This window comes from Niveispirillum sp. SYP-B3756, from assembly GCF_009495745.1.
Classification (GTDB): Bacteria; Pseudomonadota; Alphaproteobacteria; order Azospirillales; family Azospirillaceae; genus Niveispirillum.
Window position 1 is genome coordinate 529,771 of sequence record NZ_WIDQ01000001.1, and the last position, 24,522, is coordinate 554,292.

At 64.0% G+C, this 24,522-nt stretch carries 25 protein-coding genes; 14 read left to right on the forward strand and 11 right to left on the reverse strand.

All coding sequences use genetic code 11. The features are described 5' to 3' along the window. Nucleotides 1-42: 42 nt before the first annotated feature. Nucleotides 43-1,032 carry a D-glycerate dehydrogenase gene (locus GE253_RS02525; RefSeq protein WP_153202527.1) on the reverse strand — a complete coding sequence of 330 codons (990 nt, stop codon included), beginning with the start codon at nucleotides 1,030-1,032 and terminating at the stop codon, nucleotides 43-45. 236 nt (nucleotides 1,033-1,268) lie between these two features. Here GE253_RS02525 and GE253_RS02530 point away from each other — a divergent pair, with 236 nt between their 5' ends. Continuing rightward, complete coding sequence (locus tag GE253_RS02530; protein ID WP_153202528.1) at nucleotides 1,269-1,814, forward strand: SH3 domain-containing protein; 546 nt, start codon at nucleotides 1,269-1,271, stop codon at nucleotides 1,812-1,814. A 49-nt stretch (nucleotides 1,815-1,863) separates the two neighbouring features. Here GE253_RS02530 and GE253_RS02535 read toward each other — a convergent pair whose 3' ends face one another. The 3 genes from GE253_RS02535 to GE253_RS02545 all read right to left on the reverse strand — a co-directional run bounded on the left by GE253_RS02535 (nucleotide 1,864) and on the right by GE253_RS02545 (nucleotide 3,491). Continuing rightward, nucleotides 1,864-2,280, reverse strand: coding sequence for an HRDC domain-containing protein (locus GE253_RS02535; protein WP_153202529.1), 417 nt, complete (start codon nucleotides 2,278-2,280; stop codon nucleotides 1,864-1,866). Nucleotides 2,281-2,484: 204 nt separating this feature from the next. Next, nucleotides 2,485-3,240 (reverse strand): SapC family protein, encoded by a 756-nt coding sequence (locus GE253_RS02540; protein ID WP_153202530.1) that lies wholly within the window; start codon nucleotides 3,238-3,240, stop codon nucleotides 2,485-2,487. A 92-nt stretch (nucleotides 3,241-3,332) separates the two neighbouring features. Beyond that, a complete protein-coding gene (locus tag GE253_RS02545) occupies nucleotides 3,333-3,491 on the reverse strand; it encodes a hypothetical protein (protein ID WP_153202531.1) in 159 nt (52 codons plus the stop codon). Between the two features lie 79 nt (nucleotides 3,492-3,570). On the opposite strand from GE253_RS02545, the gene gcvA reads away from it, so the two are divergent. After that, nucleotides 3,571-4,464, forward strand: a complete 894-nt coding sequence (gene gcvA / locus GE253_RS02550; RefSeq protein WP_153202532.1) for a transcriptional regulator GcvA — start codon at nucleotides 3,571-3,573, stop codon at nucleotides 4,462-4,464. A gap of 160 nt (nucleotides 4,465-4,624) precedes the next feature. After that, on the forward strand, nucleotides 4,625-5,842 hold the full coding sequence (gene trpB / locus GE253_RS02555; protein WP_153202533.1) for a tryptophan synthase subunit beta: 1,218 nt from the start codon (nucleotides 4,625-4,627) through the stop codon (nucleotides 5,840-5,842). A gap of 264 nt (nucleotides 5,843-6,106) precedes the next feature. On the opposite strand, the gene GE253_RS02560 is transcribed toward trpB, so the two are convergent. Together GE253_RS02560 and GE253_RS02565 are read right to left on the reverse strand one after the other, a co-directional pair. Beyond that, nucleotides 6,107-7,918 carry a stimulus-sensing domain-containing protein gene (locus GE253_RS02560; RefSeq protein WP_153202534.1) on the reverse strand — a complete coding sequence of 604 codons (1,812 nt, stop codon included), beginning with the start codon at nucleotides 7,916-7,918 and terminating at the stop codon, nucleotides 6,107-6,109. A 132-nt stretch (nucleotides 7,919-8,050) separates the two neighbouring features. Continuing rightward, a complete protein-coding gene (locus GE253_RS02565) occupies nucleotides 8,051-8,749 on the reverse strand; it encodes a response regulator transcription factor (RefSeq protein WP_089285905.1) in 699 nt (232 codons plus the stop codon). 176 nt (nucleotides 8,750-8,925) lie between these two features. On the opposite strand from GE253_RS02565, the gene GE253_RS02570 reads away from it, so the two are divergent. The 4 genes from GE253_RS02570 to GE253_RS02585 all read left to right on the forward strand — a co-directional run bounded on the left by GE253_RS02570 (nucleotide 8,926) and on the right by GE253_RS02585 (nucleotide 13,970). Then, nucleotides 8,926-9,684 (forward strand): DUF2470 domain-containing protein, encoded by a 759-nt coding sequence (locus tag GE253_RS02570; RefSeq protein WP_247878437.1) that lies wholly within the window; start codon nucleotides 8,926-8,928, stop codon nucleotides 9,682-9,684. Nucleotides 9,685-9,720: 36 nt separating this feature from the next. Further along, complete coding sequence (locus tag GE253_RS02575; RefSeq protein WP_153202535.1) at nucleotides 9,721-10,719, forward strand: hypothetical protein; 999 nt, start codon at nucleotides 9,721-9,723, stop codon at nucleotides 10,717-10,719. A 108-nt stretch (nucleotides 10,720-10,827) separates the two neighbouring features. Beyond that, nucleotides 10,828-12,213 carry a DUF2142 domain-containing protein gene (locus GE253_RS02580; protein ID WP_173012456.1) on the forward strand — a complete coding sequence of 462 codons (1,386 nt, stop codon included), beginning with the start codon at nucleotides 10,828-10,830 and terminating at the stop codon, nucleotides 12,211-12,213. A gap of 152 nt (nucleotides 12,214-12,365) precedes the next feature. Next, nucleotides 12,366-13,970 carry a phosphoenolpyruvate carboxykinase gene (locus GE253_RS02585; protein ID WP_348770760.1) on the forward strand — a complete coding sequence of 535 codons (1,605 nt, stop codon included), beginning with the start codon at nucleotides 12,366-12,368 and terminating at the stop codon, nucleotides 13,968-13,970. Nucleotides 13,971-14,082: 112 nt separating this feature from the next. Here GE253_RS02585 and GE253_RS02590 read toward each other — a convergent pair whose 3' ends face one another. Together GE253_RS02590 and GE253_RS02595 are read right to left on the reverse strand one after the other, a co-directional pair. Beyond that, a complete protein-coding gene (locus GE253_RS02590; protein WP_153202538.1) occupies nucleotides 14,083-14,832 on the reverse strand; it encodes a hypothetical protein in 750 nt (249 codons plus the stop codon). Between the two features lie 334 nt (nucleotides 14,833-15,166). Then, nucleotides 15,167-15,574, reverse strand: coding sequence for a helix-turn-helix domain-containing protein (locus GE253_RS02595; RefSeq protein ID WP_153202839.1), 408 nt, complete (start codon nucleotides 15,572-15,574; stop codon nucleotides 15,167-15,169). A gap of 78 nt (nucleotides 15,575-15,652) precedes the next feature. Here GE253_RS02595 and GE253_RS02600 point away from each other — a divergent pair, with 78 nt between their 5' ends. From GE253_RS02600 to GE253_RS02620, 5 genes are all read left to right on the forward strand, one after another. Then, a complete protein-coding gene (locus GE253_RS02600; protein ID WP_153202539.1) occupies nucleotides 15,653-16,315 on the forward strand; it encodes a cation diffusion facilitator family transporter in 663 nt (220 codons plus the stop codon). Between the two features lie 227 nt (nucleotides 16,316-16,542). Then, nucleotides 16,543-17,508, forward strand: a complete 966-nt coding sequence (gene mdh, locus GE253_RS02605) for a malate dehydrogenase (protein WP_153202540.1) — start codon at nucleotides 16,543-16,545, stop codon at nucleotides 17,506-17,508. A gap of 195 nt (nucleotides 17,509-17,703) precedes the next feature. Then, entirely contained in the window at nucleotides 17,704-18,216 is a 513-nt protein-coding gene (locus tag GE253_RS02610; RefSeq protein ID WP_153202541.1) for a hypothetical protein, read from the forward strand. 320 nt (nucleotides 18,217-18,536) lie between these two features. Then, nucleotides 18,537-18,887: a hypothetical protein gene (locus tag GE253_RS02615; RefSeq protein WP_153202542.1), complete on the forward strand. Its 351-nt coding sequence runs from the start codon at nucleotides 18,537-18,539 to the stop codon at nucleotides 18,885-18,887. A gap of 81 nt (nucleotides 18,888-18,968) precedes the next feature. Beyond that, nucleotides 18,969-19,922: an alpha/beta hydrolase gene (locus tag GE253_RS02620; RefSeq protein ID WP_153202543.1), complete on the forward strand. Its 954-nt coding sequence runs from the start codon at nucleotides 18,969-18,971 to the stop codon at nucleotides 19,920-19,922. A gap of 39 nt (nucleotides 19,923-19,961) precedes the next feature. Here the strand turns inward: GE253_RS02620 and GE253_RS02625 are convergent, their stop codons facing one another. From GE253_RS02625 to GE253_RS02635, 3 genes are all read right to left on the reverse strand, one after another. Continuing rightward, nucleotides 19,962-20,540 (reverse strand): YceI family protein, encoded by a 579-nt coding sequence (locus GE253_RS02625; RefSeq protein WP_247878438.1) that lies wholly within the window; start codon nucleotides 20,538-20,540, stop codon nucleotides 19,962-19,964. After that, the gene (locus GE253_RS02630) at nucleotides 20,540-21,139 is read right to left on the reverse strand and encodes a cytochrome b (RefSeq protein WP_153202544.1); all 600 of its coding nucleotides are present in this window, start codon (nucleotides 21,137-21,139) and stop codon (nucleotides 20,540-20,542) included. The genes GE253_RS02625 and GE253_RS02630 overlap by 1 nt, the downstream gene beginning before the upstream one ends. A gap of 96 nt (nucleotides 21,140-21,235) precedes the next feature. Next, the gene (locus GE253_RS02635; RefSeq protein ID WP_153202545.1) at nucleotides 21,236-21,850 is read right to left on the reverse strand and encodes a YceI family protein; all 615 of its coding nucleotides are present in this window, start codon (nucleotides 21,848-21,850) and stop codon (nucleotides 21,236-21,238) included. 393 nt (nucleotides 21,851-22,243) lie between these two features. Between GE253_RS02635 and sucC the strand changes: the two genes are divergently transcribed. After that, entirely contained in the window at nucleotides 22,244-23,440 is a 1,197-nt protein-coding gene (sucC, locus tag GE253_RS02640) for an ADP-forming succinate--CoA ligase subunit beta (protein ID WP_153202546.1), read from the forward strand. A 1-nt stretch (nucleotide 23,441) separates the two neighbouring features. Continuing rightward, nucleotides 23,442-24,314 carry a succinate--CoA ligase subunit alpha gene (gene sucD / locus GE253_RS02645; protein ID WP_029012089.1) on the forward strand — a complete coding sequence of 291 codons (873 nt, stop codon included), beginning with the start codon at nucleotides 23,442-23,444 and terminating at the stop codon, nucleotides 24,312-24,314. The last annotated feature ends 208 nt before the right edge of the window (nucleotides 24,315-24,522 follow it).

Genomic DNA, 24,522 nt, shown 5'->3' on the forward strand with positions numbered 1-24,522 from the left:
CTGAAATCTCCCTGGATCGGTCACGATCCAGGGAGATTGATTTCAGAACATCATTTCCAGCACGCGGTCGCGCGGGGTATGCCCGTCAACGAAGGTCTTGATGTTGACGATCACCTTTTCCCCCATATCCAGCCGCCCCTCAATGGTGGCGGAGCCCATATGCGGCAGCAGCACCACATTATCCAGCTTCAGCAGCTTGGGATTGACGTTGGGTTCATCCTCATAGACATCCAGCCCGGCGCCGGCGATTTCCTTCATCTGCAGCATCCGGGCCAGCGTTTCCTCCTCCACCACCTGCCCACGGCTGATATTCACCAGAATGGCGCTGGATTTCAGCAGGCCCAGTCGGCGGGCATTCAGCAGATGGTATGTCGCAGGCGTGCGTGGGCAGGTGACGGCGATGATATCCATGCGCGCCAACATCTGATCCAGACTTTCCCAATAGGTGGCGTCCAGTTCCGCCTCCACCTGGGGGTGCACGGATTTGCGGTTATGATAATGGATGGACAGGCCAAAGGCCTTGGCCCGGCGGGCCACAGCCTGACCGATGCGGCCCATGCCGATGATGCCCAGCCGCTTGCCCGCCAGCCGCGCGCCCAGCATCACGGTGGGGGCCCAGCCAGTCCACTGGCCCGCCCGCACCAGCCGTTCCCCCTCTGACAGGCGGCGGGCCGTGGCCAGGATCAGGGCCATTGTCATGTCCGCCGTATCTTCGGTCAGCACACCCGGCGTGTTGGTGACGGTGATGCCGCGCGCCCGCGCGGCCCGCAGGTCGATATGGTCCACACCATTGCCGAAATTGGCGATCAGCTTCAGTTGCGGCCCGGCCTGGCTGATCAGCGCCTCGTCAATCGTGTCGGTGACGGTGGGCACCAGCACGTCCGCCGTCTCCACCGCCTGGCGCAGCTCATCACGGCTCAGCGGATGGTCGTCCAGATTCAGCCGCGCGTTGAACAGCTCCATCATCCGGGTTTCAATCGCATCGGGCAATTTGCGGGTGACGATGATGAGGGGCTTCTTACGCTCGGCCATGCTGTCATCTCCCTGATTGCCGCAGGTCCGCAGGGGGCGGCTTTCACTTAGCAGTAGCAAGCGGGGGCGGAACTGTCCAGGCGGGCGCAAGGTGCCCGGCCGGTGCCGCAAAAGATAATCCGCGTCGAAGGCTTGACCGGGGAACTGTCGGGCGGCACAAAGGACAAATGCTTGGGTGATATATCCCTTCCGCAAGAATGCTGGGGCCAGGTTTGGGCGTTTTCAAGGGCATAGGAATGCGTGACCGGGCACGACAGGGTTGGGGGTGGCCTCTGCTGCTGGCGGCCATCCTGCTGCTGCCATGGCTGTCCCCCACCATCACCCACGCCCAGGAGACGGACCCGCGCAAGGACATGATCGTGCGCAGCGGCCTGCCGGTGCCGCGCTTCGTCTCCCTGCGCTCGAATGAAGTGAATGTGCGCGCCGGTCCCGGCCGGGCCTATCCCATCGAATGGGTATTCGTGCGTGCCGGGATGCCGGTGGAGATCACGGCGGAGTTCGATACCTGGCGTCGCATCCGCGATGTGGATGGTACCCAGGGCTGGGTGCATCAATCCATGCTGTCAGGCCGCCGCACCCTGGTGGTGACCAAGGAAATCCGCACCATCCGGGAACGCCCCAACAACAGTGCCGCCGCCGTGGCCCAGGCGGAACCGGGTGTGATGGGGCGGCTGGTCACCTGCAAGGGGGATTGGTGCGAGGTGGAAATCCAGGGCTATCACGGCTGGATGGAACGCGGCGATTTCTGGGGCGTGCGCCCGGACGAAAAGCTGGAGGATTGATGTCCGCTATCCCTGGTGGCCACTGCCGGCCACCAGGGAAGCGATCGGATCAATCCGTCAAATCTTCCATGGTCTGGCGGACGACGCGAACAATATCGGCACCGTGCTCCCGCATATTCACGCCAGAGGCATTGGCAATCACCGACAGTTCCACCTCCGTCGTGGGGGCATAGCGGGCGATTTCAACCGCCAGCGGGCCGGGCAGCACCGTTTCCCGGTCAACCCCCAGATTGCGCGCCATCTCGGCCCGCCAGCTATTCAGCGCGGCATGAATGGCGGTTTCGATCTGGGCCTGTTCTTCCTTGCGGCGCAGGTCGCGGTAATGGATCAGAATGCGCCAGCCGCCGGGGACATAGGCAGTGTCAATCCGCTCTGATTCCACCGAACGCAGGAAATGGGCGATCCGCTGCTCATCCTCCTCCGTATGCGTGTCCCGGATCGTGAAAGTACGGAATTCCAGATTCATGCTGCGCACCCATGTTGGAAGGGCTGCCCGGTCCGGGGGCATGACCCGCGTCCCTGGAGTATAGTCCGTCATTATATCCTTAGACTATGACACTGGCATCACCTTCCGTATGGGAATTGTCCATTCCAACACGTGCCTGAACGCAAACGGCCCCGGCGGAGGAAACCGCCGGGGCCGTCGGGAAGTCACCAGTACCGCGAGTGCTTAGACTTCCGCGTCCGGGTGTTCCTTCAGGATGTCGATCAGCGACTGCCAGCGGCCCAGCGACACAAAATGGGCATAGACCAGACCGATCCAGTTGCGCTTGCGCCATTCCAGGAACACTTCGTCCGACAGCGCATTGAACTTCTGCTCATCGATGATGCGGAAACCCGACAGCGACAGGCGCTTGCCATCCGGCGTCACCACATCGGCGCGCTGATCGACCAGCAGGTCGCGCGCCGCCAGTTCCTTGCAGAATTCCTGCGTCAGGCGGGCAGAATTATTGAAAGTGACGCAGTAATTGAGGATTTCCTCGCCTTCCTTGGTGCCCTGGCCATCCTTGAACAGCGGCACTTCATAGTCGGGGCCGACCAGATTGGCGTCCTCTTCCATGATCAAAATCAGACGCTTGTCTTCCGGCACTTCCACCAGCAGGAACGGATAGCGCTGGATATAGGCCGGCACCAGCGTATTGGGGCGCCACTTGCCATCCTTGTCGACAAACAGGTTCTGCCCGGCGCGCAAGCCCAACAGCGCCATCACGGCCGGGCTGTTACCGGCGGAGAAGACGATCGGGTAGAAAGCCTGCAGCTGCGGGATTTCCTCCGCCAGGATCGGCACGGCGTGCACGTCGGCGGCATAGCGGAATTCGCGGTTGTTCTTCACCTTCCAATCGCCATGGCGCTCGGCGCTCACAGGAACCGGGTTGGTGTAGAACAGCGGCATCGAGGGGGCGTCGGCGTTGTCGACGTCGGTCATCTTGGCAAATCCCGGCAAATGGCAGGTGGCCAGATCGGCAGGCCACTCGGTTTCAGATGAGGTTCTCAACTGCCGGAAAGATACCCCGCCTGTCAATGCCGGTGCGAGCGATCTTTGGCCGGAAACTGGCAGAAAAGGAGGGAAAACAGCATCGAGAAACGCTGATTTAACGCATTTACCATTGAAATGGCCGTGACCATGGCTTCCTCCTGCCTGTGTATGGGCGCTCTTGCCCGTTTCTTCAGCATCATGGGCGCGATCATGGCTTGACGTCGATGACCGGTTCACTACAGTCGCTGTAACGGAAAGTTACATCAGAGATCATGACAGATGATGCGGCGCTTGCCCAACCTGACGGCGCTGCGCGCCTTTGAAGCGGCGGCGCGGCATGAAAGCCTGACGCGGGCAGCCGAAGAGCTGAACGTGGCCCACCCGGCCCTGTCACGGCAGATCCGGGAGCTGGAGGGCTGGCTGGGCTGCGCCCTGTTCAACCGCCATAACCGGGGGCTGAGCCTGACCGATGCCGGCCGCGCCTATCGTGATGCCGCCAGCCAGGCTTTCGACCTGATCGATGCGGCCACCGCCCTGTTGCGACCCGATGCGCCGGCGGTGGGCGAACAAAGGCTGACCCTGTCGGTGGAACCCTCCTTTGCCCAGCGCTGGCTGGTGCCACGGCTGGGCGCGTTCCGGGCGCTGCATCCGGGGGTCACGGTGATTGTTGATGCCACGCGGGAGGCGGCAAATTTCCGGCGCGGCGGGGCCGATCTGGGCATCCGCTATGGCAGCGGCCCCTGGCCGGGGCTGGAGGCGCGCAAGCTGGCGGACGTGGAGAATTTCCCCGTCTGCGCGCCGGGCCTGACCCCGCTGCCCGGCGATCCTGCAGGCCTGCTGGAGATGGACCTGTTGCTGGAGGAAACCGACCTGCCCTGGCGGGCCTGGTTTGCCGCCGCCGGAATCACCCTGAACCGCCCCCTGCATGGCACCCGCTTCTTTGATGCCAGCCACGCCATGGATGTGGCGGTGGCTGGCCAGGGCGTGGCGCTGGGTGACACGATCCTGTCGCGCGATGATCTGGCGGCTAGCCGGCTGATCCGGCCCTTCCCGCAGGTGGCGATCTACCAATCCTACAATCTGGTGGCCCCGCCCGCCCATTTCCGCCGCCCGGCCGTGAAAGCCTTCACCGAATGGGCGCTGGCCGCCATGGCGGCATTCCTGGCCGGATGAGTCGCCGTAATGGCTGCCGGGACCGCCCCGCTGACAGGTAATATTGTGACCCCCGCAAACGCCACCGCGCCATTCCATTATTCATGTCGTCTCAGGCTTGGAAATGGCGGGCGCGCGGTCTAGTTTGCAGGCCTCTGGATGTCCACACTGGTTCTCAGCCATGAACGCGCCCCTGAACAGCTATCGTAACGGTCCCGACGAACATGGCCATTTTGGCATTTTTGGCGGACGCTTCGTCGCCGAAACGCTGATGCCACTGATCCTGGAGCTGGAGAAGGCCTATGCAGCGGCCAAGGCGGACCCCGCCTTCCATGCCGAACTGCGCCAGTATCTGACCCATTATGTCGGCCGGCCCAGCCCGCTTTATTACGCTCAGCGGCTGACCGAGGAGCTGGGCGGGGCCAAGATCTATTTCAAGCGCGACGAGCTGAACCATACCGGCGCGCACAAGATCAACAATTGCATGGGCCAGATCCTGCTGGCCAAGCGCATGGGCAAGACCCGCATCATCGCGGAGACCGGTGCCGGCCAGCATGGCGTGGCCACGGCCACCGTCTGCGCCCTGATGGGCCTGCCCTGCACCATCTATATGGGCGCCACCGACATTGCCCGTCAGGCCCCCAACGTGTTCCGCATGAAGCTGCTGGGGGCGGAGGTGAAGCCCGTCACCAGCGGTGCCGGCACCCTGAAGGACGCGATGAATGACGCGTTGCGCGACTGGGTAACCAATGTGGCCGATACATTCTATATCATCGGCACGGCCGCCGGCCCGCATCCCTATCCGGCCATGGTGCGCGACTTCCAGGCCATCATCGGCCAGGAAACCCGCACCCAGATGCTGGAAGCCGAAGGGCGCCTGCCCGACCTGCTGGTGGCCTGCATCGGCGGCGGTTCCAACGCCATCGGCCTGTTCCATGATTTCCTGGACGAGCCGACGGTGAAGATGGTGGCGGTGGAAGCCGGCGGCCATGGGCTGGAAACCAAGACCGGCCATGCTGCCAGCCTGGCCGGCGGCCGCCCCGGCGTGCTGCATGGCAACCGCACCTATCTGTTGCAGGATGATGATGGCCAGATCATTGAGGGCCATTCCATCTCCGCCGGGCTGGATTATCCGGGCATCGGCCCGGAACATGCCTGGCTGCATGAGGTGGGCCGGGTGCAGTATGTCAGCGCCACCGACCGGGAGGCGCTGGACGCCTTCCAGCTCTGCGCCCGCACCGAAGGCATTCTGCCGGCGCTGGAGCCCAGCCACGCCCTGGCCGCCGTCGCCCGCATCGCCCCCACCCTGTCCAAGGACACGCTGTTGGTGATGAATCTCTGCGGCCGTGGCGACAAGGACATCTTCACCGTCGCCAAGGAACTGGGCGTGGAGATGTGAGGTTCAGCGGGGGCCTTCGGGATGAAGGCTCTCTGCTGCACCCGTACCGGCTGATTCTTTTTCGGTTTCTTTCCGCCGTCGCCCGGCTTTTCCAGCGCCACCCCAGTCTTTCCACCGTCACCCCGGCGAAGGCCGGGGTCCAGCGCGGAGCGGCGTCTGCCGCGGTAAGACTCATGCCGGCGCTGATCGCGCCTTAACGCTGGACCCCGGCCTTCGCCGGGGTGACGGTAGCGATGGTGGCGTAGGGAGAGCCCCCCCCAAACCTCAGCGCGGCAGCACCACGCTGAAGCGGGCGCCCTTCACGGTACCGTCCGGCCCTTTGATATTGTCGGCGAAGATGCGGCCCTGATGGGCCTCCACGATCTGTTTGGAGATCGACAGGCCCAGACCGGAATGTTTGCCGAACGCCTCTGATTTCGGGCGTTCGCTGTAGAACCGGTCGAAAATCGCCGCCAGCTTGCCTTCGGGAATGCCGGGGCCCTGATCCTCGCACACCACCTCTACCCGGTCGGACAGGGCCTTGGCGGCAAAGCGCACCACCCCGCTCGGCGGGGAGAAGGACAGGGCGTTGGATAGCAGGTTCTGGAACACCTGGGTCAGCCGCCCTTCCAGGCCGGGCACCACCAGCCCCTTGCCCTGCTTGGGCAAATCCACCTCCACCCGCACCGGGGCGGGGGTATCGCCCACCTCTCCACCAGCCTCTGCCGCCGCTTCGCGCAGGGCTTCGGCATTGCCCAGGGTGGCATCGTGGATATTGGCCAGCATGGTCAGCATCTGGCCGACATCCGCCGGTTCGGCGCGGGCGCGCGACAGTTCGGCATCCAGCCGGCTGGCATTGGAAATGTCGGAGATCAGCCGGTCCAGCCGCTGCACATCATGATGGATGATGGAAAGCAGGCGCTGGCGCTGTTCATCGGTCTTCACCCGCTGCACCGTTTCCACCGCACTGCGCATGGAGGTGAGCGGGTTCTTGATCTCATGCGCCACATCGGCGGCAAAGCGTTCAATGGCGTCCATCCGGTCCCAGATGGCCGAAGTCATTTCCCGCAGGCTGACCGACAGGTCACCCACCTCATCCCGGCGGCGGGAGAAATCGGGGATCACCACCTGCCGCCCATGACCATGCCGCACCTCGTCCGCCGCACTGGCCAGCCGGCGGATCGGGCGGGCGATGGTGCCGGCCAGATAGAAGGACAGCAGCACGGTAACACCCAGGGTGATGCCGAACAGGCGCAGAATATCCATGCGGAATTCCCGCACCGCCGTATCCACCTGTGCCCCGCCGCGAGAGATATAGACGGCCCCCAGCACCTTCTTGTAGCGCTGCACCGGCACGGCAACCGTCAACAGCATGTCGGTACGGCCATCGGCGCGGGCCACCCGCCAGACCGAACGGCCGATTTCCCCCACCAGCGCCTTCTGCACATCGGGATAGGCATCGGCATTCTGCTCCGCCTCCCCCGGATATGCCGGCAGATGCTCGCGCTCCGGCACAGCATTGACGATATAATCATAGATGGCGATGCCCAGCTCCGTCAGCCGGTTGCCATCGCGGAGCGGCGGCAGCTCCTCGATCTGCACCATGCTTTTCGGGCCGCCCAGCACCCGGCTGTCGGCCATCAGCTCGCCAGAGGGGGCGAACAGGCGGGTGCGGGTATCCGTGGTCTCCACCAGCCGGCGCACCATCTGGCGGGCCAGTTCATTGGAAAGCTGGTTTGTCGGCTCGTTGAACTCATCCACCGCCGGCTGCATGGCGCCTTCGCCCAGCGCACCGGCGAAAATCCGCGCCTCCGTCGTCAGGGCGGTCAGTTCCTTGTCGATCAGCCATTGCTGATATGTCGACAGGTACAGCAGGCCGCCCAGTAGGATGGCCAGCGCCAGCATATTGACGGCCAGGATGCGCAGCGTCAGCGGCGAGAAATGCCGCCGCCGGTGCCGGGGCTTGGCCGGGGCTTCGGCCGCGTCCGCCCCGCTGGTGACCGGCTTGGCGGGTTTGGCCGCCGGCTTCTGTTTCGGCGGCTCAGGCTTGGTCGTCCCGGCCGTCCGCGGGCCGGGGCTGCGCAAATCCATGCTCATCTCTGTGCTGTCCCCTGGGGGAGGGGCTGAGACAAGGGGGCAGGGATGCCCCCTTGTGGATGGTGGCGGCCGCCACCGCGCGGCACCGGCGGGAAAATAGAGACAGCAAAAGCCATGTGACGGCCCTTGCGCTTATTCCTTATACTTGTAGCCGACGCCATAGAGCGTTTCGATCTGCTGGAAATCGTCGTCCACCGTCTTGAACTTCTTGCGCAGGCGCTTGATGTGGCTGTCGATGGTGCGGTCATCGACATAGATATGCTCGCCATAGGCGGCATCCATCAGCTGGTCGCGGTTCTTCACATGGCCGGGGCGCACGGCCAGCGCCTTCACCAGCAGGAATTCCGTCACCGTCAGATCAATCTCCTTGCCCTTCCAGGTGCAGAGATGGCGGGCCCCGTCCAGCACCAGTTCACCGCGCACCAGGGTCTGGCCCGGATCGGGGGTGGCCCCCTTGCCCTGGGCCAGCTCGGCGCGGCGCAGCAGGGTCTTGATGCGTTCGATCAGCAGGCGCTGGCTGAACGGCTTCTTGATATAATCATCGGCCCCCATGCGCAGGCCCTGCAGCTCATCCGTCTCATCATCCTTGGAGGTGAGGAAGATGATCGGCATGGCCGTGGTCTGGCGCAGGCGCTGGAGCAGTTCCAGCCCGTCCATGCGCGGCATCTTGATGTCCAGCACGGCCATGTCGACGGGGCGAGAGGTGATGCCGCGCAGCGCCTCATCTCCATCGCTGTAGGTACGCACCTCGTAGCCTTCCGCTTCCAGCGCGATGGATACAGAGGTCAGGATATTGCGGTCATCATCGACCAGCGCGATCGTCTGGGACATGTTCTCTCCAGCAAGGGCGACAAATCCGTGGGGTCCATCAAGCAGGCGGCGTTCCGGATCATGATCCCGAAGCGCTACCCCTTGTCACGGCTTTGCCAAGTCTCAGCTTCTATTTCAATATGGCACGAATAGGGCGCAAAAGAGAGCCGTAACGAATTTGGCGGGGGAACCGGAAAATGGTGATAGACCAACTGGATGGTGATGGCGCTGTCAATGATCCCGGTGCGGCCGCCCGCAGCCTGATGCGCGGCTGCGGGCAGGCCACGCTGGCCACCCATCATGCCGGCCTGGATGCCAGCCTGGTAGGCTGGCCGGTGCCGACCCTGGTGCTGGTCGGGTTCGATCTGGATGCCACGCCGCTGCTGCTGATTTCCCGGTTGGCCGAACATACCCGCAACCTGGAAGGCGACCCGCGCTGCGGCCTGCTGTTCGATGGCACCGGCGGCCATGCCGATACGCTGACCGGGCCGCGCCTGTCGCTGCTGGGCCGGGCGGTGCGCGATGGCGATGAAAGGCGGCTGGCCCGCTTCATCGCCCGCCACCCCTCGGCCAGCGCCTATGCCGGCTTTGCCGATTTCGCCCTCTGGCGGGTAGAGGCCAAGCGTGGCCATATGGTGGCCGGATTCGGCCGGATCAGCGCCATCCCGCCCGACCAGTTGCGCCTGCCCCCGGCGGATTGGGCCGAACTGGCCGAAGCGGAGGCTGGCATCATCGCCCATATGAATGAAGACCATGCCGATGCGGTACAGCTCTATGCCACCGTGCTGCTGGAACGGCCGGCGGGGGATTGGCGCATGACCGGCATCGACCCGGAAGGCTGTGACCTGCGCGACGGCCCGCACAGCGCCCGCCTGCCCTTTCGCCGCAGGGTGCGCGATGGCGAAACGGTGCGGGCCGAACTGGTGCGGCTGGTGAAGCAGGCGCGGGCAGCGTAAATTGGCCGGCATCTTCCCCAGCCCCACCGGACCATCATGGCGCCGATCTTCCGCCCCGCCTTCCTGCTGCTTGCCGCCGGCCTGATCACCCTGCCTGCCGCCGCCCGCGCCCCCGCCGACTGCCAGTCGCCGGAAGAGACGGAGGCGGCAGCCGTGCTGGCGAAAGAAGGCATCACCATGCCCGGTCTGGCCCTGGCCGGCATCACCCGCGCGCCTGCCGCCCAGGGTGGGGAATGGCTGCTGACCAGCTGGAAACCCTGCCTGGAGCCGGAGAAGGAACCGGAAGGCGGGGTGCCGACGCAGGTGCGGCTGTACCACCACCCGGATGGCAAAGCCGCCACCCTGACCGGGGCAACGGAACTGCCCGGTGAACTGACCTATGTGACCCCGGCGGAAAACCCGGTGCTGGAACTGGCCGACGGGCCGCTGGCCCTGCTGGAGGTGGCGACCGGCGGCAATTGCATGACCTGTGAACAGCTGATGCCCCTGCGGGTGGAGGGGAGCAAACTGGTGGCGGTGGAACCGCCCGACCCGCTGGTAGCCCTGCGGGAGGTAACGGCGGTGGAGCCACTACCGATCATCACCGGCTATAGCGCTGCCTTTGAATCCTATGGCCCGCTCTGCCATGCCTGCTCGCCTTCCACCACCGTGCATCTGCGGCTGGAGAAGGGCACGCTACGGGAAAACTGCACCGCCCAGCGCGATGATTACACGGCCGATGTCGCCGCCGCCACGGACGAAACCAGGGAAATGGCGGCAGCGAAGGAAACCGACGATACCGCCGCCGATGAGCTGTTGAGTGCCGCCATCGCCATGCTGCTGGACCGGCTGAATGGCGGGGTGAAGGCGGAAGAGGCGCTGACCGCCTTTGACAGCCTGACATCCCGCGCCACCGCCCGCGCCACCCGCCGCCATGGGGAGGATATCAGCGCCGCCGCCAAGGCGCTGGCCGCCGCCACCCGCGATGCGGCGGCCAAGGGGGCGCTTAACCGAGGCTGCCCCGCCCTGGGGGTGAAGCGGCCGGAGGGGTATTGAGCAAACGGCCACCCCATCCGGTTGTCGGACATGGACCAAACTGAATATTGGGACGTGTGGGCCATCTGGGGTATGAGGAAGCCGTTATGTTCCAGACCGGATGGTTCCATGTCCCGCCGCCTGTTCGTACTGCTGTTCCTGACACTGGCCCTGCCGGTATCGATCTTCATGGCCTGGTCCATGCCACCTTTTTTCAATGTGGATGAGACCAACCATGTCATGCGCGCCGAAACCGTGCTGCAAGGCCAGTTTTTCGGCAAGAAGGCTGGTACAGACCAATCCGGCGGCAAGATCGATTCCGCCTTACTGGGGCTGCTGGACCGGTACTGGCCCATGCTGACCGACCCGCAGAAGCATGTGACGGTGGAGCATATGGCCGCCGCCCGGGAAATCCATTGGGGCGCGGAACGACACTTCGTCCATATCCCCAATACCGCCATCTATCCGCCCAATCTTTATCTGCCCACCATGATCGGGCTGGGGCTGGGCAAGGTTTTTGACCTGCCTGTGCAGGACAGTATTCTGCTGGCCCGCTTCTTCAATATCGGCTTTTCCACCGCCCTGATCGCCGCGGCACTCTGGCTGACCGCCTGGGGCCGGGGGGCCATGCTGGCCATCGCGCTCTGGCCGATGAGCGTGGCGCAATATGCCGCGTGCAGCCAGGATGGGCTGCTGATCGCCATGGCAGCACTTTTTGTGGCGCTGCTGAGCCGGGCCATGGCCGATGGGCGGCGATCCACCGGGGCGGAATTTCTGGGCATGGCGCTGCTGGTGGCGCTGATGTCCATGTCGCGGCCGACCAACCTGTTGTTCCTGCTACCACTCTGGTGGGTAATGCCGGCCCGGATCGGCCGCTGGCCCGGCTGGGTGGGGCCGGCTGTGGCGGCCCTGCTCACCATCGGCTGGGCGCTGCACGCCGCCCTTTTTGTGCAGGTGATGCAGCATCATGATGGCATCAGCCCCGACATGAAGGCCCAGCTTTCCTATCTGGCAGCCCATCCGCTGGCTTTCCCCGAAGCCTTCTTCAATACGCTGGAGCGTTGGTGGTGGCCCTTCACCGTCGCCATGCTGGGCTGGGTCGGCTGGGCCCATACCAATATCGTGCTGCCTGCGCCGGCTTACGATTTTTATCTGAACAGCTTCGGGCTGCTGCTGCTGCTGATCCTGGTCGATCCGCAGAACCGCCCGGCCCCGCGCCAGAAGCTGACGGTCGGGCTGACCCTGCTGGGGTCGGTGCTGGCGATTTTCTTCCTGCAATATCTCACCTTCACCGCCCCCGCTGCCGATATGGTGGGCGGCGTGCAGGGGCGGTATTTCATCCCGCTGGCCTTCCTGCTTTGCCTGCTGCCGCCGGCCCTTTCCCGTTACCTGCCTGTCCGCCACAGCGTGCTGGCGGCGGCACTGGTGGTGCTGGCGGTGGGGATCACCACCGCCGTGGCACTGCCCTATGCCACCATGCTGCAGGTCTATAAAGGGGCAGCGGCACTACCCTGATACCAAGGCCAGGGCTGAAAAGGTTGCGACCGCAGAAAGAGAACGGTAAGTGTACAAAAGCCGTTACATAAAAATGCGCCGGCCGTGATACGGACCGGCGTCGCCCGACAAAAGGGGCGGCGGCCTCGCGGATCATGAGGGAGAATACGACCGTGGAAAAGACTGGTCCCGTCATCAGCCGTTTCGGGCTTGATTATCTGGGTTTGGCCAATCTGAAGGCTGCCCATTGGAATCTCAGCGTCGGTGCCCTGTATGAACAGGCGCTGAAGCGCGGCGAGGTTGCCCTGTCCAAGGATGGCGCGCTGGTCGCCATTACCGGCCAGCATACCGGCCGCTCCCCCAACGATAAATTCACCGTGCGGGAGGAAACGACGGAGGCCGATATCTGGTGGGGCCCGAACAAGCCCTTCACGGAAGAGGCGTTCGACCGGCTGCACGCCCGCGTCACCGCCTATCTGCAGGGGCGCGAGGTCTTCGTGCAGGATCTGTGGGCGGGGGCCGATCCGGCCTATCGGCTGCCGGTGCGCATCGTCACCCAGCACGCCTGGCACAATCTGTTCGCCCAGAACATGTTCATCCGCCCGGCTTTGGCCGACCGGCTGGCGTTTGAGCCGGGCTTCACCGTGCTGCAGGTGCCTGATTTCCATGCCGTGCCGGAACGCGACGGCACCCGGTCCGACGTGTTCGTCGTGATCAATTTCAAGAAGAAGCTGGTGCTGATCGGCGGCACCTCCTATGCCGGGGAGATCAAGAAGTCGATCTTCTCCGTGCTGAATTTCATGCTGCCGGCCCAGGGCGTGCTGCCCATGCATTGTTCGGCCAATATCGGGGCGAATGGCGATACCGCCATCTTCTTCGGCCTGTCGGGCACCGGCAAGACCACCCTGTCCGCCGACAGCAGCCGCACCTTGATCGGCGATGACGAACATGGCTGGTCGGACAATGGCGTCTTCAATTTCGAAGGCGGCTGCTATGCCAAGGTGATCCGCCTGTCCGCCGAGGCCGAGCCGGAGATTTATGCCACCACCCGGCGCTTCGGCACGGTGCTGGAAAATGTCGTCATGGACCCGACCACGCGCGACCTGGACCTGGATGATGCAAGGCTGACGGAAAATACCCGCGCCTCCTACCCCATCGATTTCATCCCCAACGCGTCCGATACGGGGCTGGGCGGCCAGCCACTGAACATCATCATGCTGACGGCGGATGCGTTCGGCGTGCTGCCGCCGATTTCCAAACTGTCGGCCGAACAGGCCATGTACCATTTCCTGTCCGGTTACACCGCGCGCGTGGCCGGCACGGAAAAGGGCGTGACGGAGCCGCAGGCCACCTTCAGCACCTGCTTTGGTGCGCCCTTCATGCCCCGCCACCCCACCGCCTATGCCAAGCTGCTGGGGCAGAAGATCCAGGCCCATGGCGCCCATTGCTGGCTGGTGAATACCGGCTGGACGGGCGGTGCCTATGGCACCGGCAGCCGCATGAAGATCGGCCATACCCGCGCTCTGGTGAATGCCGCCCTGTCGGGCAAGCTGGCCGGCGTGGCGCACAAGCCGGAACCGAATTTCGGTCTGGCCGTGCCGGAAGGCTGCGACGGCGTGCCGGCCGATGTGCTGCTGCCCCGCAATGCCTGGGCGGACAAGAGTGCCTTTGACGCCACCGCGCATGAGGTGGCGCGGCGGTTTGAGGCCAACTTCACCCAATTCCAGGACCAGGTGGACGAGAAGGTTGTGCGCGCCGGTATCCGTACCGCCGCGTAACAATCCAGGCACCACCTGTCCTGGCGCCTCCACGACCGGGGAGGCAACCGGCGGGCCGGGGGGGATATCCCCTTCGGCCCGTTTGGTTTTCAGGGGGCGAGGAGCCAGCCCCTTAATAAGGGAAATCGGTGACGCTGGCCGCGAAACGGCGGCGCGCTTCTTTCAGGTCAAGCTGGCCCAGCCCGGCAGCGGCCAGCCGGTCCGCCGCCGCCTTGTTGTCGGCATTGGCGGGCGCGCCGCCATCCGGGTGGCCGGATGCCGCCTTGGCGTCCGCCACGGCCTGAAACCGCCGCTGGAACCCATCCTGAATGGCGAGGCCCGTATCCCCTATGGCCGCGTTGCTTTGGCGCGCTTTGGCCGAGGCCTGCCGATAGCGGGCTGAGACCTCGTCCAACCGCTCGCGGGCCGCCGCCACATCGCCGCTCCCGCTCTCCACGGCCTTGAGATATTCTTCGCTGCGCGCCTCATTCTCCCGGCTGATGGCGGCGAATTCCTGGAAATCCGCCGCAAAAGCCGCCTGCGAATCGTCGCGCTGCCGGGCCTGATCCGTCTCCTGTGCCGTGGGGGCCACCAGGGTCATGGCCTTGGTGAAGGTCACCTCATCAGCCCAGAATTGCAGGCCCTTCACGGCATCATCGACAGAGACCTTGCCGGATTTGACCAGGGTTTCCAGCGTGCCCCGCTCCTTCTCATCCATCTGGTTGAAGAAGGCGGCAGCCTGCCCCGTCAGTGCCTGCGCCAAACCGCTGAGTTCCACCCGATCGGTCGTCGTAACGGGGCCCACGCCAGATGGCGGGGACGTCGCACCCACCTTGTCCTTGGCGGGTGCAAACACGCCATCCGGCGATGCAGCACCAGCCATCTTCCCGACATTCGCAAAGGGGTTCCCCCCGGAGGAAGGGTTGTTACCATGCGCCAGAATAAGGAGATTATTTACGGCCATGTCGTCCCCCTTTGCAGCCCAAATAGACACTAAAATCTTGATAAAAAACGGGAAATTTCAAATCGATACAGAAATCATTATGAACCTATAAAGTGTATCACTGGTTATTCATCGTGTCGATAATGGTTGTATTTTCTAATTCATATACCCCTTAATCGCATCCGAACGTATGCGAATACTGCGTGCATAGCGGAGACACCGACCAGCGGCCAAGCGCTCCCCTGCTCCCTATCAAGGTTTCAATCGGTCAGGTTTACCCCTCCCCACCGCTCAACGCCTCGACAATCCGGCATTCCCGCACAGTGCCGCCATGGCACTGGTTGGCGACATGGGCCAGTTCGGCGCGCAGGCGGGTCAGGTCAGCGATCTTGGCGTCGACCTCTGCCATCTGGGCGCGGGCCAACTGGTCGATGCTGGCGCAGGGCTGGTCAGGCCGGTCCACCATGCCCAGCAGGTCGCGGATCACATCCAGATGAAAGCCCAAGGCCCGCGCCCGGCGGATGAAGCGCAGCCGATGCAGGTGGGCCTCCCCGTACAGCCGGTAATTGCCCTCGGTGCGGGGCGGTTCCGGCAACAGGCCGATGCGCTCGTAATAGCGGACCGTCTCCACCGCCGTGTCGGTGGCGCGGGCCAGATCGCCGATACGGTAATCCTTGTGCATATCCATTCCCCTTGACCCTGTAGCGGCTACAGGGTCCATCTTTCCGGGCAGCTTCTCCTTCTGACAAGGGAAAATCCCATGTCCGCTTCCTGCTGCCCCACCCCCACCCATGGCCCCACCAGCCCGGCCTATCGCCGGGTGCTGTTGCTGGCCCTGCTGATCAATGCCGGCATGTTCGCCGTGGAGATGGCGGCCGGCCTGCAATCCGGCTCTGTCGCCCTGAAGGCCGATGCCGCCGATTTCCTTTCCGATGCCGCCAATTACGGCATCAGCCTGTTCGTGCTGGGGGCTGCCCTGTCTGTGCGTTCCTGGGCGGCCCTGGTGAAGGGGCTTTCCATGGGCGGTATCGGCCTGTTCGTGGCGGTGCAATCGCTGCTGAATGTGCTGGGCGGGCGGGTGCCGACGGCGGAAACCATGGGCTGGGTTGGCGCGCTGGCCCTGGCCGCCAATGTCGGCACTGCCATCATGCTCTATGCCTGGCGGCAGGGCGACGCCAATATGCGCAGCGTCTGGCTCTGCTCCCGCAACGATGCCCTGGGCAATATCGCCGTGATGGTCGCGGCACTGGGTGTGTTCGGCACCGGCACGGGCTGGCCGGATATTGCCGTGGCCCTGGTGATGGCCTGGCTGTCGCTGAGTGCGTCCTGGCAGATCAGCCGCCAGTCCATCCGGGAGTTACGCACCGGCATCGTGGAGAATCACAGCCATTCCCATGACCATGGGCACGGCCACCCGCATTGATCGGCCGGCCCTGCCCGCCTGTCGGACGGGATGCATGAGGGGGTTGCTGCAGGCGCTTGCCAGCCTTCCCCCACCCTCGACCCTTGTCGGCTTGCCCACTGCATCATTTCGGGCTAAGCAGCCGGCCCAGGGTCACCCGCGTCGCGGCCAGTTGAAAGCAAGCCCCCTCGCGGTTGCTCCAAACGAAATTTACTTTCCTGATCCGACCTAATCGAAGGGAATGACCCATGGCACGCAAGAAGATCGCCCTGATCGGCGCCGGCCAAATCGGCGGTACGCTGGCTCTGCTGGCCGGCCAGAAGGAACTGGGCGATATCGTCCTGCTCGACATTCCGGATTTCTCCGGCGTCGCCAAGGGCAAGGCGCTGGATATCGCCGAGCTGTCGCCGGTTGCCGGTTTTGACGCCGGTTATTCGGGCACCTCCGACTATGCCGACATTGCTGGCGTCGACGTGGTGATCATCACCGCCGGCGTGCCGCGCAAGCCGGGCATGAGCCGTGACGATCTGGTTGGCATCAATGCCAAGGTCATCAAGGCCGTGGCCGCCGGCGTCAAGGAACACGCCCCCAACGCCTTCGTCATCGTCATCACCAACCCGCTGGACGCCATGGTCGGCCTGTTCCAGGAAGTCTCCGGCCTGCCGGCGGAGAAGGTGGTCGGCATGGCCGGCGTGCTGGACAGCGCCCGTTTCCGCTGGTTCCTGGCTGAAGAATTCGGCGTGTCGGTCGAAGACGTCACCGCCTTCGTGCTGGGCGGTCATGGCGACACCATGGTCCCGTCGGTCCGTTACTCCACCGTCGCCGGCATCCCGCTGCCGGATCTGGTGAAGATGGGCTGGACCACGCAGGAAAAGCTGGACAAGATCGTGCAGCGCACCCGCGACGGCGGTGCGGAAATTGTCGGCCTGCTGAAGACCGGTTCCGCTTTCTATGCTCCGGCCGCTTCCGCCATCGCCATGGCCGAAAGCTACCTGAAGGACAAGAAGCGCGTTCTGCCGGTGGCCGCCAAGCTGACCGGCCAGTATGGCGTTGACGGTCTCTATATCGGTGTGCCGACCATCATCGGCGCCAAGGGCGTGGAAAAGATCATCGAGATCGAGCTCTCCGCCGAGGAGAAGGCCAATTTCGACAAGTCCGTCGATGCGGTGAAGGTTCTGGTCGACGTGACCAAGAAGGTTTCCGCCGAAGGCTGATACCAGCCCGGCCCGGCCCATCAGGGCCGGTGTCCGATGGAACCCCCGCACCATCCCTTTGGTGCGGGGGTTTTGTTTATGGTGTTAACCATTTCGCAACCGCTACCGCTTAAGTTCTTCGCGTCACTGTTGGCGCAATTTGATTGCATTTTAGACAATGCGCATGTTGCATGGCAGCAATAGAAGTGCTGGCAATTGACGGTGACGGTCAACCAAAGTATCTCATCGATCGCGCGTCAGAGTAATCAGGCTATTCAATCTTGGTTATTGATGTGGATGCGCGGGTTGCAGCGTATCCATCCGTTGGTGGCGTTTTTATTACACCCACTCTGGACAAGACGCGACCGAATTGACGATCGAAATCTTGTATCACCTTATCAAGGACTAACCTTCATGAAGACCGCCGCTCTGCTGATCTCTGCCGCCCTTCTGTCGCTGACCGCTGGCACCGCCTTTGGCGCCGGCTGCGAACAGGGCAACCCGCCGTCCCTGCCGGACGGCGCCGTCGCCTCGGCCGACGAAATGGGTGTCGCGATGAAGGCCGTTAAGGCCTATATCACCGCCACCCAGGAATATCAGGCCTGCCTGGAAGCCGCCGGCAAGGGCAAGATGGACATGAACGCCTATAACAAGTCCACCGAGATGATGGAAAAGCTGGCTGCTGACTTCAACAAGCAGCTGAAGACCTTCAAGTCCCGCGCCGGCTGATTTCCGGCGTTCCGGGTGGCTCCGCCGCCTGGGTCTCTCTGCAAAAGCCCGCGTCCGGTTGCCGGACGCGGGCTTTTCCGTTTTTTCCCTATGGCGGCGTAATACTGTGCCAAAGACATATTTCTATGACGATAGGCTATTGACGTTGCTGCATCGCACAAATACCCTTTTGCTATAGTGGAAGAGAAGGTGGCCGGCTGCCCGATTAACCAGTCATTCCCGGTGGACTGACGCCTGACAAGCGTTCAGTGACAGGATGGGACCGCTCCAACGCGGTCGCCGGTCCTGTGCCGCCGTGGCAAACGGATGGGAGAGGGCAGATGCGTATCCAGCACCAGCATTCCGGTATCCTGCGACGTGGCGGTTTTGCCACCCTTGCCATCGCCGGTCTGATTTTGTGCAGCAGCCCGGCCTGGGCCGGCTGTGAGATCGACGATCCCCCGGCCCTGCCGGACGGCAGCAGCGCCACCGCCGCCGACATGGCCGACGCCGCGAAAATGGTGAAAGCCTATATCGCCGCAACGGATGAATATCAGGCCTGCCTGACCGCAGAGGGCAAGGTACGTGGCCGGATTGACGCTGATTCCTACAATAAATCTACCGAGCGGATGGAAAAGCTGGCCGCCGATTTCAACAAGCGGCTGAAGGCGTTCAAATCCCGCGCCGGGTGACGATAGCGGGTAATGCAGCGGCATAGCGGTGCCCGACCGGCACCGCTATGATCCCCCCAAAATTAACGGGGAGCGACCATCATGCCGCAGGTACGGGCCAACGGGATAAGCATCGCCTATCAGGATCATGGCAGCGGCCCCGCCCTGCTGCTCTGCCATGGCTGGCCGGAACTGGGCCATAGCTGGCGCCATCAGGTGCCGGCCCTGGTGGCGGCAGGATACCGGGTGATCGTGCCCGACATGCGCGGGTACGGCGGCACCGATGCCCCGGATGATGTGGGGGATTACACCATCCTGCATCTGGTGGGCGATCAGGTGGCGCTGTTGGATGCGCTGGGCATCGATCATTGCACCATCATCGGCCATGATTGGGGGGCACCGGTGGCCTGGCACGCCGCCTTGCTGCGGCCGGACCGGTTCCGCGCTGTGGCCGGGCTCGCCGTGCCCTGGTCGCCGCGCGGCCCCCAGGGCGGCCTGATCAACATGGCCCGTGCCCAGGGGATGGACCGGTTCTACATGGTTTATTTTCAAGAACCGGGCGTGGCGGAGGCCGATCTGGCCGCCGATCCCTATGAAACCCACCGCCGTTTGCTGGTGGGCGCCTCTGCTGCCGGGGTGACAACCAGCCGGCGTTGGCCGGCACAGGTGCCGGATGTCGGCCTGGTACAGGGTTGCGCCCCGGTGGATGTGCTGCCCGACTGGCTGCCGGAAGCGGATGTGCGGCACTATGCCGACACGTTCGCGCGCACCGGCTATCGCGGCGGGCTGAACTGGTACCGCAATCTGGATCGCAACTGGGCTTTGACGGCACCCTGGCATGGCGTGCCGATCGGCGTACCGGCCTGCTTCATCGCCGGGGAGTTCGACGGGGTGCTGCGGATGCCCAGCATGGACAAGGCGCTGAAGGCCATGGAAGGCCTTACCTGCACCGATTATCGCGGCACCACCCTGGTGGAAGGGGCGGGCCATTGGGTGCAACAGGAAGCCCCCGACGCGGTGAACACGGCGTTGATCGCCTTCCTGCGGGGGCTGTGACAGGGGGCGGGAAAGCCCGCCCCCTGCCCTCTTTACGAATCAACCCTTCGGCACGGCTTTCAGGTCGAAATCGACATCGACCTTCAGGGCCACCCATTGGTCGGTGGCCCATTGGCCCTGGCCGACGCCGAAATCACTGCGCAGCAGTGTCACCTTACCCTTGGCGCGGGTAGCGGCACCATCGGGGGACAGGGTGAAGGGCAGCACCAGCGGGCGGCTGACACCCTTCATGGTCAGGGTGCCTTCGGCCTCATAGGCATTGTCGCCGGTGCGGCGGAACGTGGTCGCCGTGAAGCTCGCCTGGGCAAATTTGTCGATGGCGAACCAGTCGGCACCCGGCAGGCTGCCATCGCGCTGGGCATCACCGGTCTTGGCACTGGCCATGTCGATCAGCACCTCCACCTTGCCGCCCGCTTCGGGCTTGGCCGGGTCGAAATCGATCTTGGCGCTGAATTTCTCGAACTTGCCCTGGAAGCTCTGGCCCAGCTGGACGCCGGTAAAGCCCAGGCGGGACTGGGCCCCCTCCACCTGCCACTCGCCGGCTGCGGCGGGCAGGACCAGCAGGGCAAGGGTGGAACCCGCCAGCAGCAGGCGTTTCATCGCAGACATCATGATCATCAACCTTTCCGGGGGGCCAGCCAGCGCGGCAGCATACTGCGCAGCACATGGTCGTGCAGGATCAGCGCGTGGCGCAGGGCCGCAGCAATATGCACAAACAACAACGCCAGCAGGGTCCAGCCGCCCAGCCCATGGGCCGTTTCCGACAGGCTGTTCAAGGTTTGGCGCAGGGCGGCATCGGTGGGCACCGGCAGATGCGGGATCAGGAAATACCCGAACCAGCTGGTCGGCAGGTTCAGGGGGGAGACGGAAACCAGCAGCCAGCCGGACAGCGGCAGCCCCAGCAAAAGACCATAGAAGCCCAGATGCGCCAGCCGCGCCCCCAGCTTCTCCAGGGCCGGCATGGCATCGGGCAGGGGCGGCGGCCGATGGCCCAGCCGCCAGACCAGCCGGATCAGCGTCAGCGCCAGCACGGTGATGCCCAGCGCCTTGTGCCATTGATAAAGATTGAAGGCCGTCATGCCCGGCGCCATCCGGGTCATGGTCAAGCCGCTGGCCAGCATCAGGAAAATGGCGGCGGCCGTCGCCCAGTGCAGTGCCATCGCAACCCCGCCATAGCGCGGATCGTGCTGGCCATCATGCGTTACCGTGCCCGTCATGGCCCCGGTCTCCTTGGATTTTTTGTTCCCTCATGCGCCGCCGGATACTCCCGCCCCTGGAAAAGGGGCGGGAGTATCAAGCACGCACCGGGAGGCTTACTTCTTCAGCTGCAATTCCGAACCGATGCGCAGCGTCACCTCGTCACCCACGGCGGGGACATAGGCGCTGACGCCGAATTCGGAACGCTTGATGGTGGTCGTGGCGTCAAACCCGACGCTGTAGACCTTGTTGATGAAGTTCGGGCCGGCCTGGTTGAAGGTGACATCCAGGGTCACCGGCTTGGTCACGCCCTTCAGGGTCAGGTTGCCGGTCACCTTGGCCTTGTTCTTGCCGGTCAGTTCCACCTTGGTGCTCTTGAAGGTGGCCTTGGGGAACTTGGCGCCGTCAAAGAAGTCCGGCGACAGCAGATGCTCGTTCAGCTCCTTCAGGTCGGTGGAGATGGCGGTGACATCCACCGTTACGTCCAGCGCCGACTTGGCCGGGTTGGCGGCGTCCAGCACCAGCGTGCCCTCAGCCTTGGGGAACGCGCCGTAATAGGTGGAATAGCCAAGGTGGTTGATGGCGAAGACGACCTTGGTGTGGGTCGGCTCCACCGCATAGGTACCGGATTTCACGGTCGCCGGGTCTTTGGTCAGATCCTGGGCGAAGCCCTGGCCGGCGGTCAGCAGCAGGGCGGCACCGAACAGACCGGCGATAAGGGTACGGGACATGGACAGCTACTCCGTCTTGGTGGGGTTCAACATGGGGGCCACGATGACCCAGAATCCGCTTTGCCACTATCCGGCATATTCGGGACGCAATGTTTCACCCAGCGCAACAATCACCGCGCTGTAGTGGCCCCGCCGCCGTTACATGGCACCCTTGCTGCAGATGCGTGCCCTTCAAGGGGTGGGCTGTCGCTCAGCCTTGTGCCGCCAAGGGTGGGGTCATCACCGCCCTGTGCGGCAGTGCGCAAATCATTGTGCACCGGGGAGACCTTTGGACGGTTGATCCCGGTTGGCATAGTGCTAAAGTGCCGCCCGCGTGGGGACGGACCCTGCGCGCGGTCCGTTGACACCCGTCGCGGCCGGCCCGTCTCCCATCCAGAGCAAGACGGCTGACCTATGAATATTCATGAGTACCAGGCCAAGGGCCTGTTGAAGAAGTACGGTGTCGCGGTTCCGCGCGGCGGCGTTGCCTATACGCCCGAGGAAGCGGCCAAGGTCGCGCAGGAGCTGGGCGGCCCCGTCTGGGTGGTCAAGTCGCAGATCCATGCCGGTGGCCGTGGCGCTGGTCGTTTCCAGAACGACCCGAACGGCAAGGGCGGCGTCCGCGTCGTCAAGAGCGTGGAAGACGTGCAGGCCAATGCCGCCGCCATGCTGAACCAGGTGCTGGTCACCAAGCAGACCGGTGCGGAAGGCAAGGAAGTCAAGCGCCTCTATATCGAGGAAGGCGCTGACATCAAGCGCGAGCTGTACCTGTCCATGCTGATGGACCGTGGCTCTTCCCGCGTCACCATCGTCGCTTCCACTGAAGGCGGCATGGAGATCGAGGAAGTGGCCCACAGCCACCCGGAGAAGATCACCAAGGTCGCCATCGACCCGGTGCAGGGCCTGCAGGGCTATCACGCCCGCAAGGTCGCCTTCGCCCTGGGCCTGGAAGGCAAGCAGGTTGGTGCCGCTGCCAAGTTCATGGCCGCCATGTACAAGGCGTTCATCGACCTGGACATGAGCATGGTGGAAATCAACCCGCTGGTCGTGACCGGTGCGGGTGAGGTCATCGCGCTCGACGCCAAGGTGAACTTCGACGACAACGCGCTCTACCGTCACCCCGACGTGGAAGAACTCCGCGACGAGGACGAGGAAGAGGCGTCGGAGACCGAGGCCACCAAGCACGGCCTGAACTATGTGAAGCTGGATGGCAATATCGGCTGCATGGTGAACGGCGCTGGTCTGGCCATGGCCACCATGGACATCATCAAGCTGTATGGCGGTGAGCCGGCGAACTTCCTGGACGTTGGCGGCGGCGCCACCAAGGAGCGCGTCACCACGGCGTTCAAGCTGATCCTGTCCGACCCGAATGTCGAAGGCATCCTGGTCAACATCTTCGGCGGCATTATGCGCTGCGACGTGATTGCGGAAGGCGTCGTTGCCGCCGCCCGCGAAGTCAGCTTGCATGTTCCGCTGGTTGTTCGTCTGGAAGGCACGAACGTCGATCTCGGCAAGAAGATCATGGCCGAATCCGGCCTGCCCATCCTGTCGGCCGACAATCTGGCCGACGCCGCCGAGAAGATCGTGAAGGCCGTGAAGGAGGCCGCGTAACATGGCCGTTCTCGTTAACAAAGACACCAAGGTCATCTGCCAGGGCTTTACCGGCGCGCAGGGGACTTTCCATTCCGAACAGGCCATCGCCTATGGCACCAAGATGGTCGGCGGCGTGACGCCCGGTAAGGGCGGCTCCAAGCATCTGGACCTGCCGGTGTTCGACACCGTGGCCGATGCCGTGTCGAAGACCGGGGCCAATGCCTCGGTCATCTATGTGCCGCCGCCGTTCGCCGCCGACGCCATCCTGGAAGCCATTGATGCCGAACTGCCGCTGGTGGTCTGCATCACCGAAGGCATTCCGGTGCTGGACATGGTGCGCGTCAAGCGCGCGCTCGCCAACAGCGCGACCCGTCTGGTCGGTCCGAACTGCCCGGGCGTCATCACCCCGGACGAGTGCAAGATCGGCATCATGCCGGGCCACATCCATCGCCGTGGCAAGATCGGCATCGTGTCCCGTTCCGGCACGCTGACCTACGAAGCTGTGGCGCAGACGACGGCGGCTGGCCTGGGCCAGACCACCTGCATCGGCATTGGCGGTGACCCGGTCAACGGCACCAACTTTGTCGACGCGCTGGAGATGTTCGCCAAGGATCCGGAAACCGAAGGCATCATCATGATCGGCGAGATCGGTGGTGACGCTGAGGTGATGGGTGCGGAATACATCAAGGCTTCCGGTCTGAAGAAGCCGGTCGTCGGCTTCATCGCCGGTCGCACCGCCCCGCCGGGCCGCCGCATGGGCCATGCCGGTGCCGTGATCTCTGGCGGTAACGACACCGCCGAGTTCAAGGTGGAAGCGATGCGCGCTGCCGGTATCCATGTCTCCGAAAGCCCGGCCAGCCTGGGTTCGACCATGGTGAAGGCGCTGGGCTGAGCTTAACGCCAGACCAGAGCGACTTGATTGAAGTGAAGAGAACCCGCCGGGGCAGCCCGGCGGGTTTTTCTTTGGCCGGTTTGAATGTCGCTGACGCATGTCAATGAAACCCAGCCATCTCTGGCGCATAAGCGGCATGGCTTGACGCTCCGGCCCTGCGCGGGCAAGGGTGCCGCCTGTGATTGTCCATTGCCGCTCTGGGGAGCCC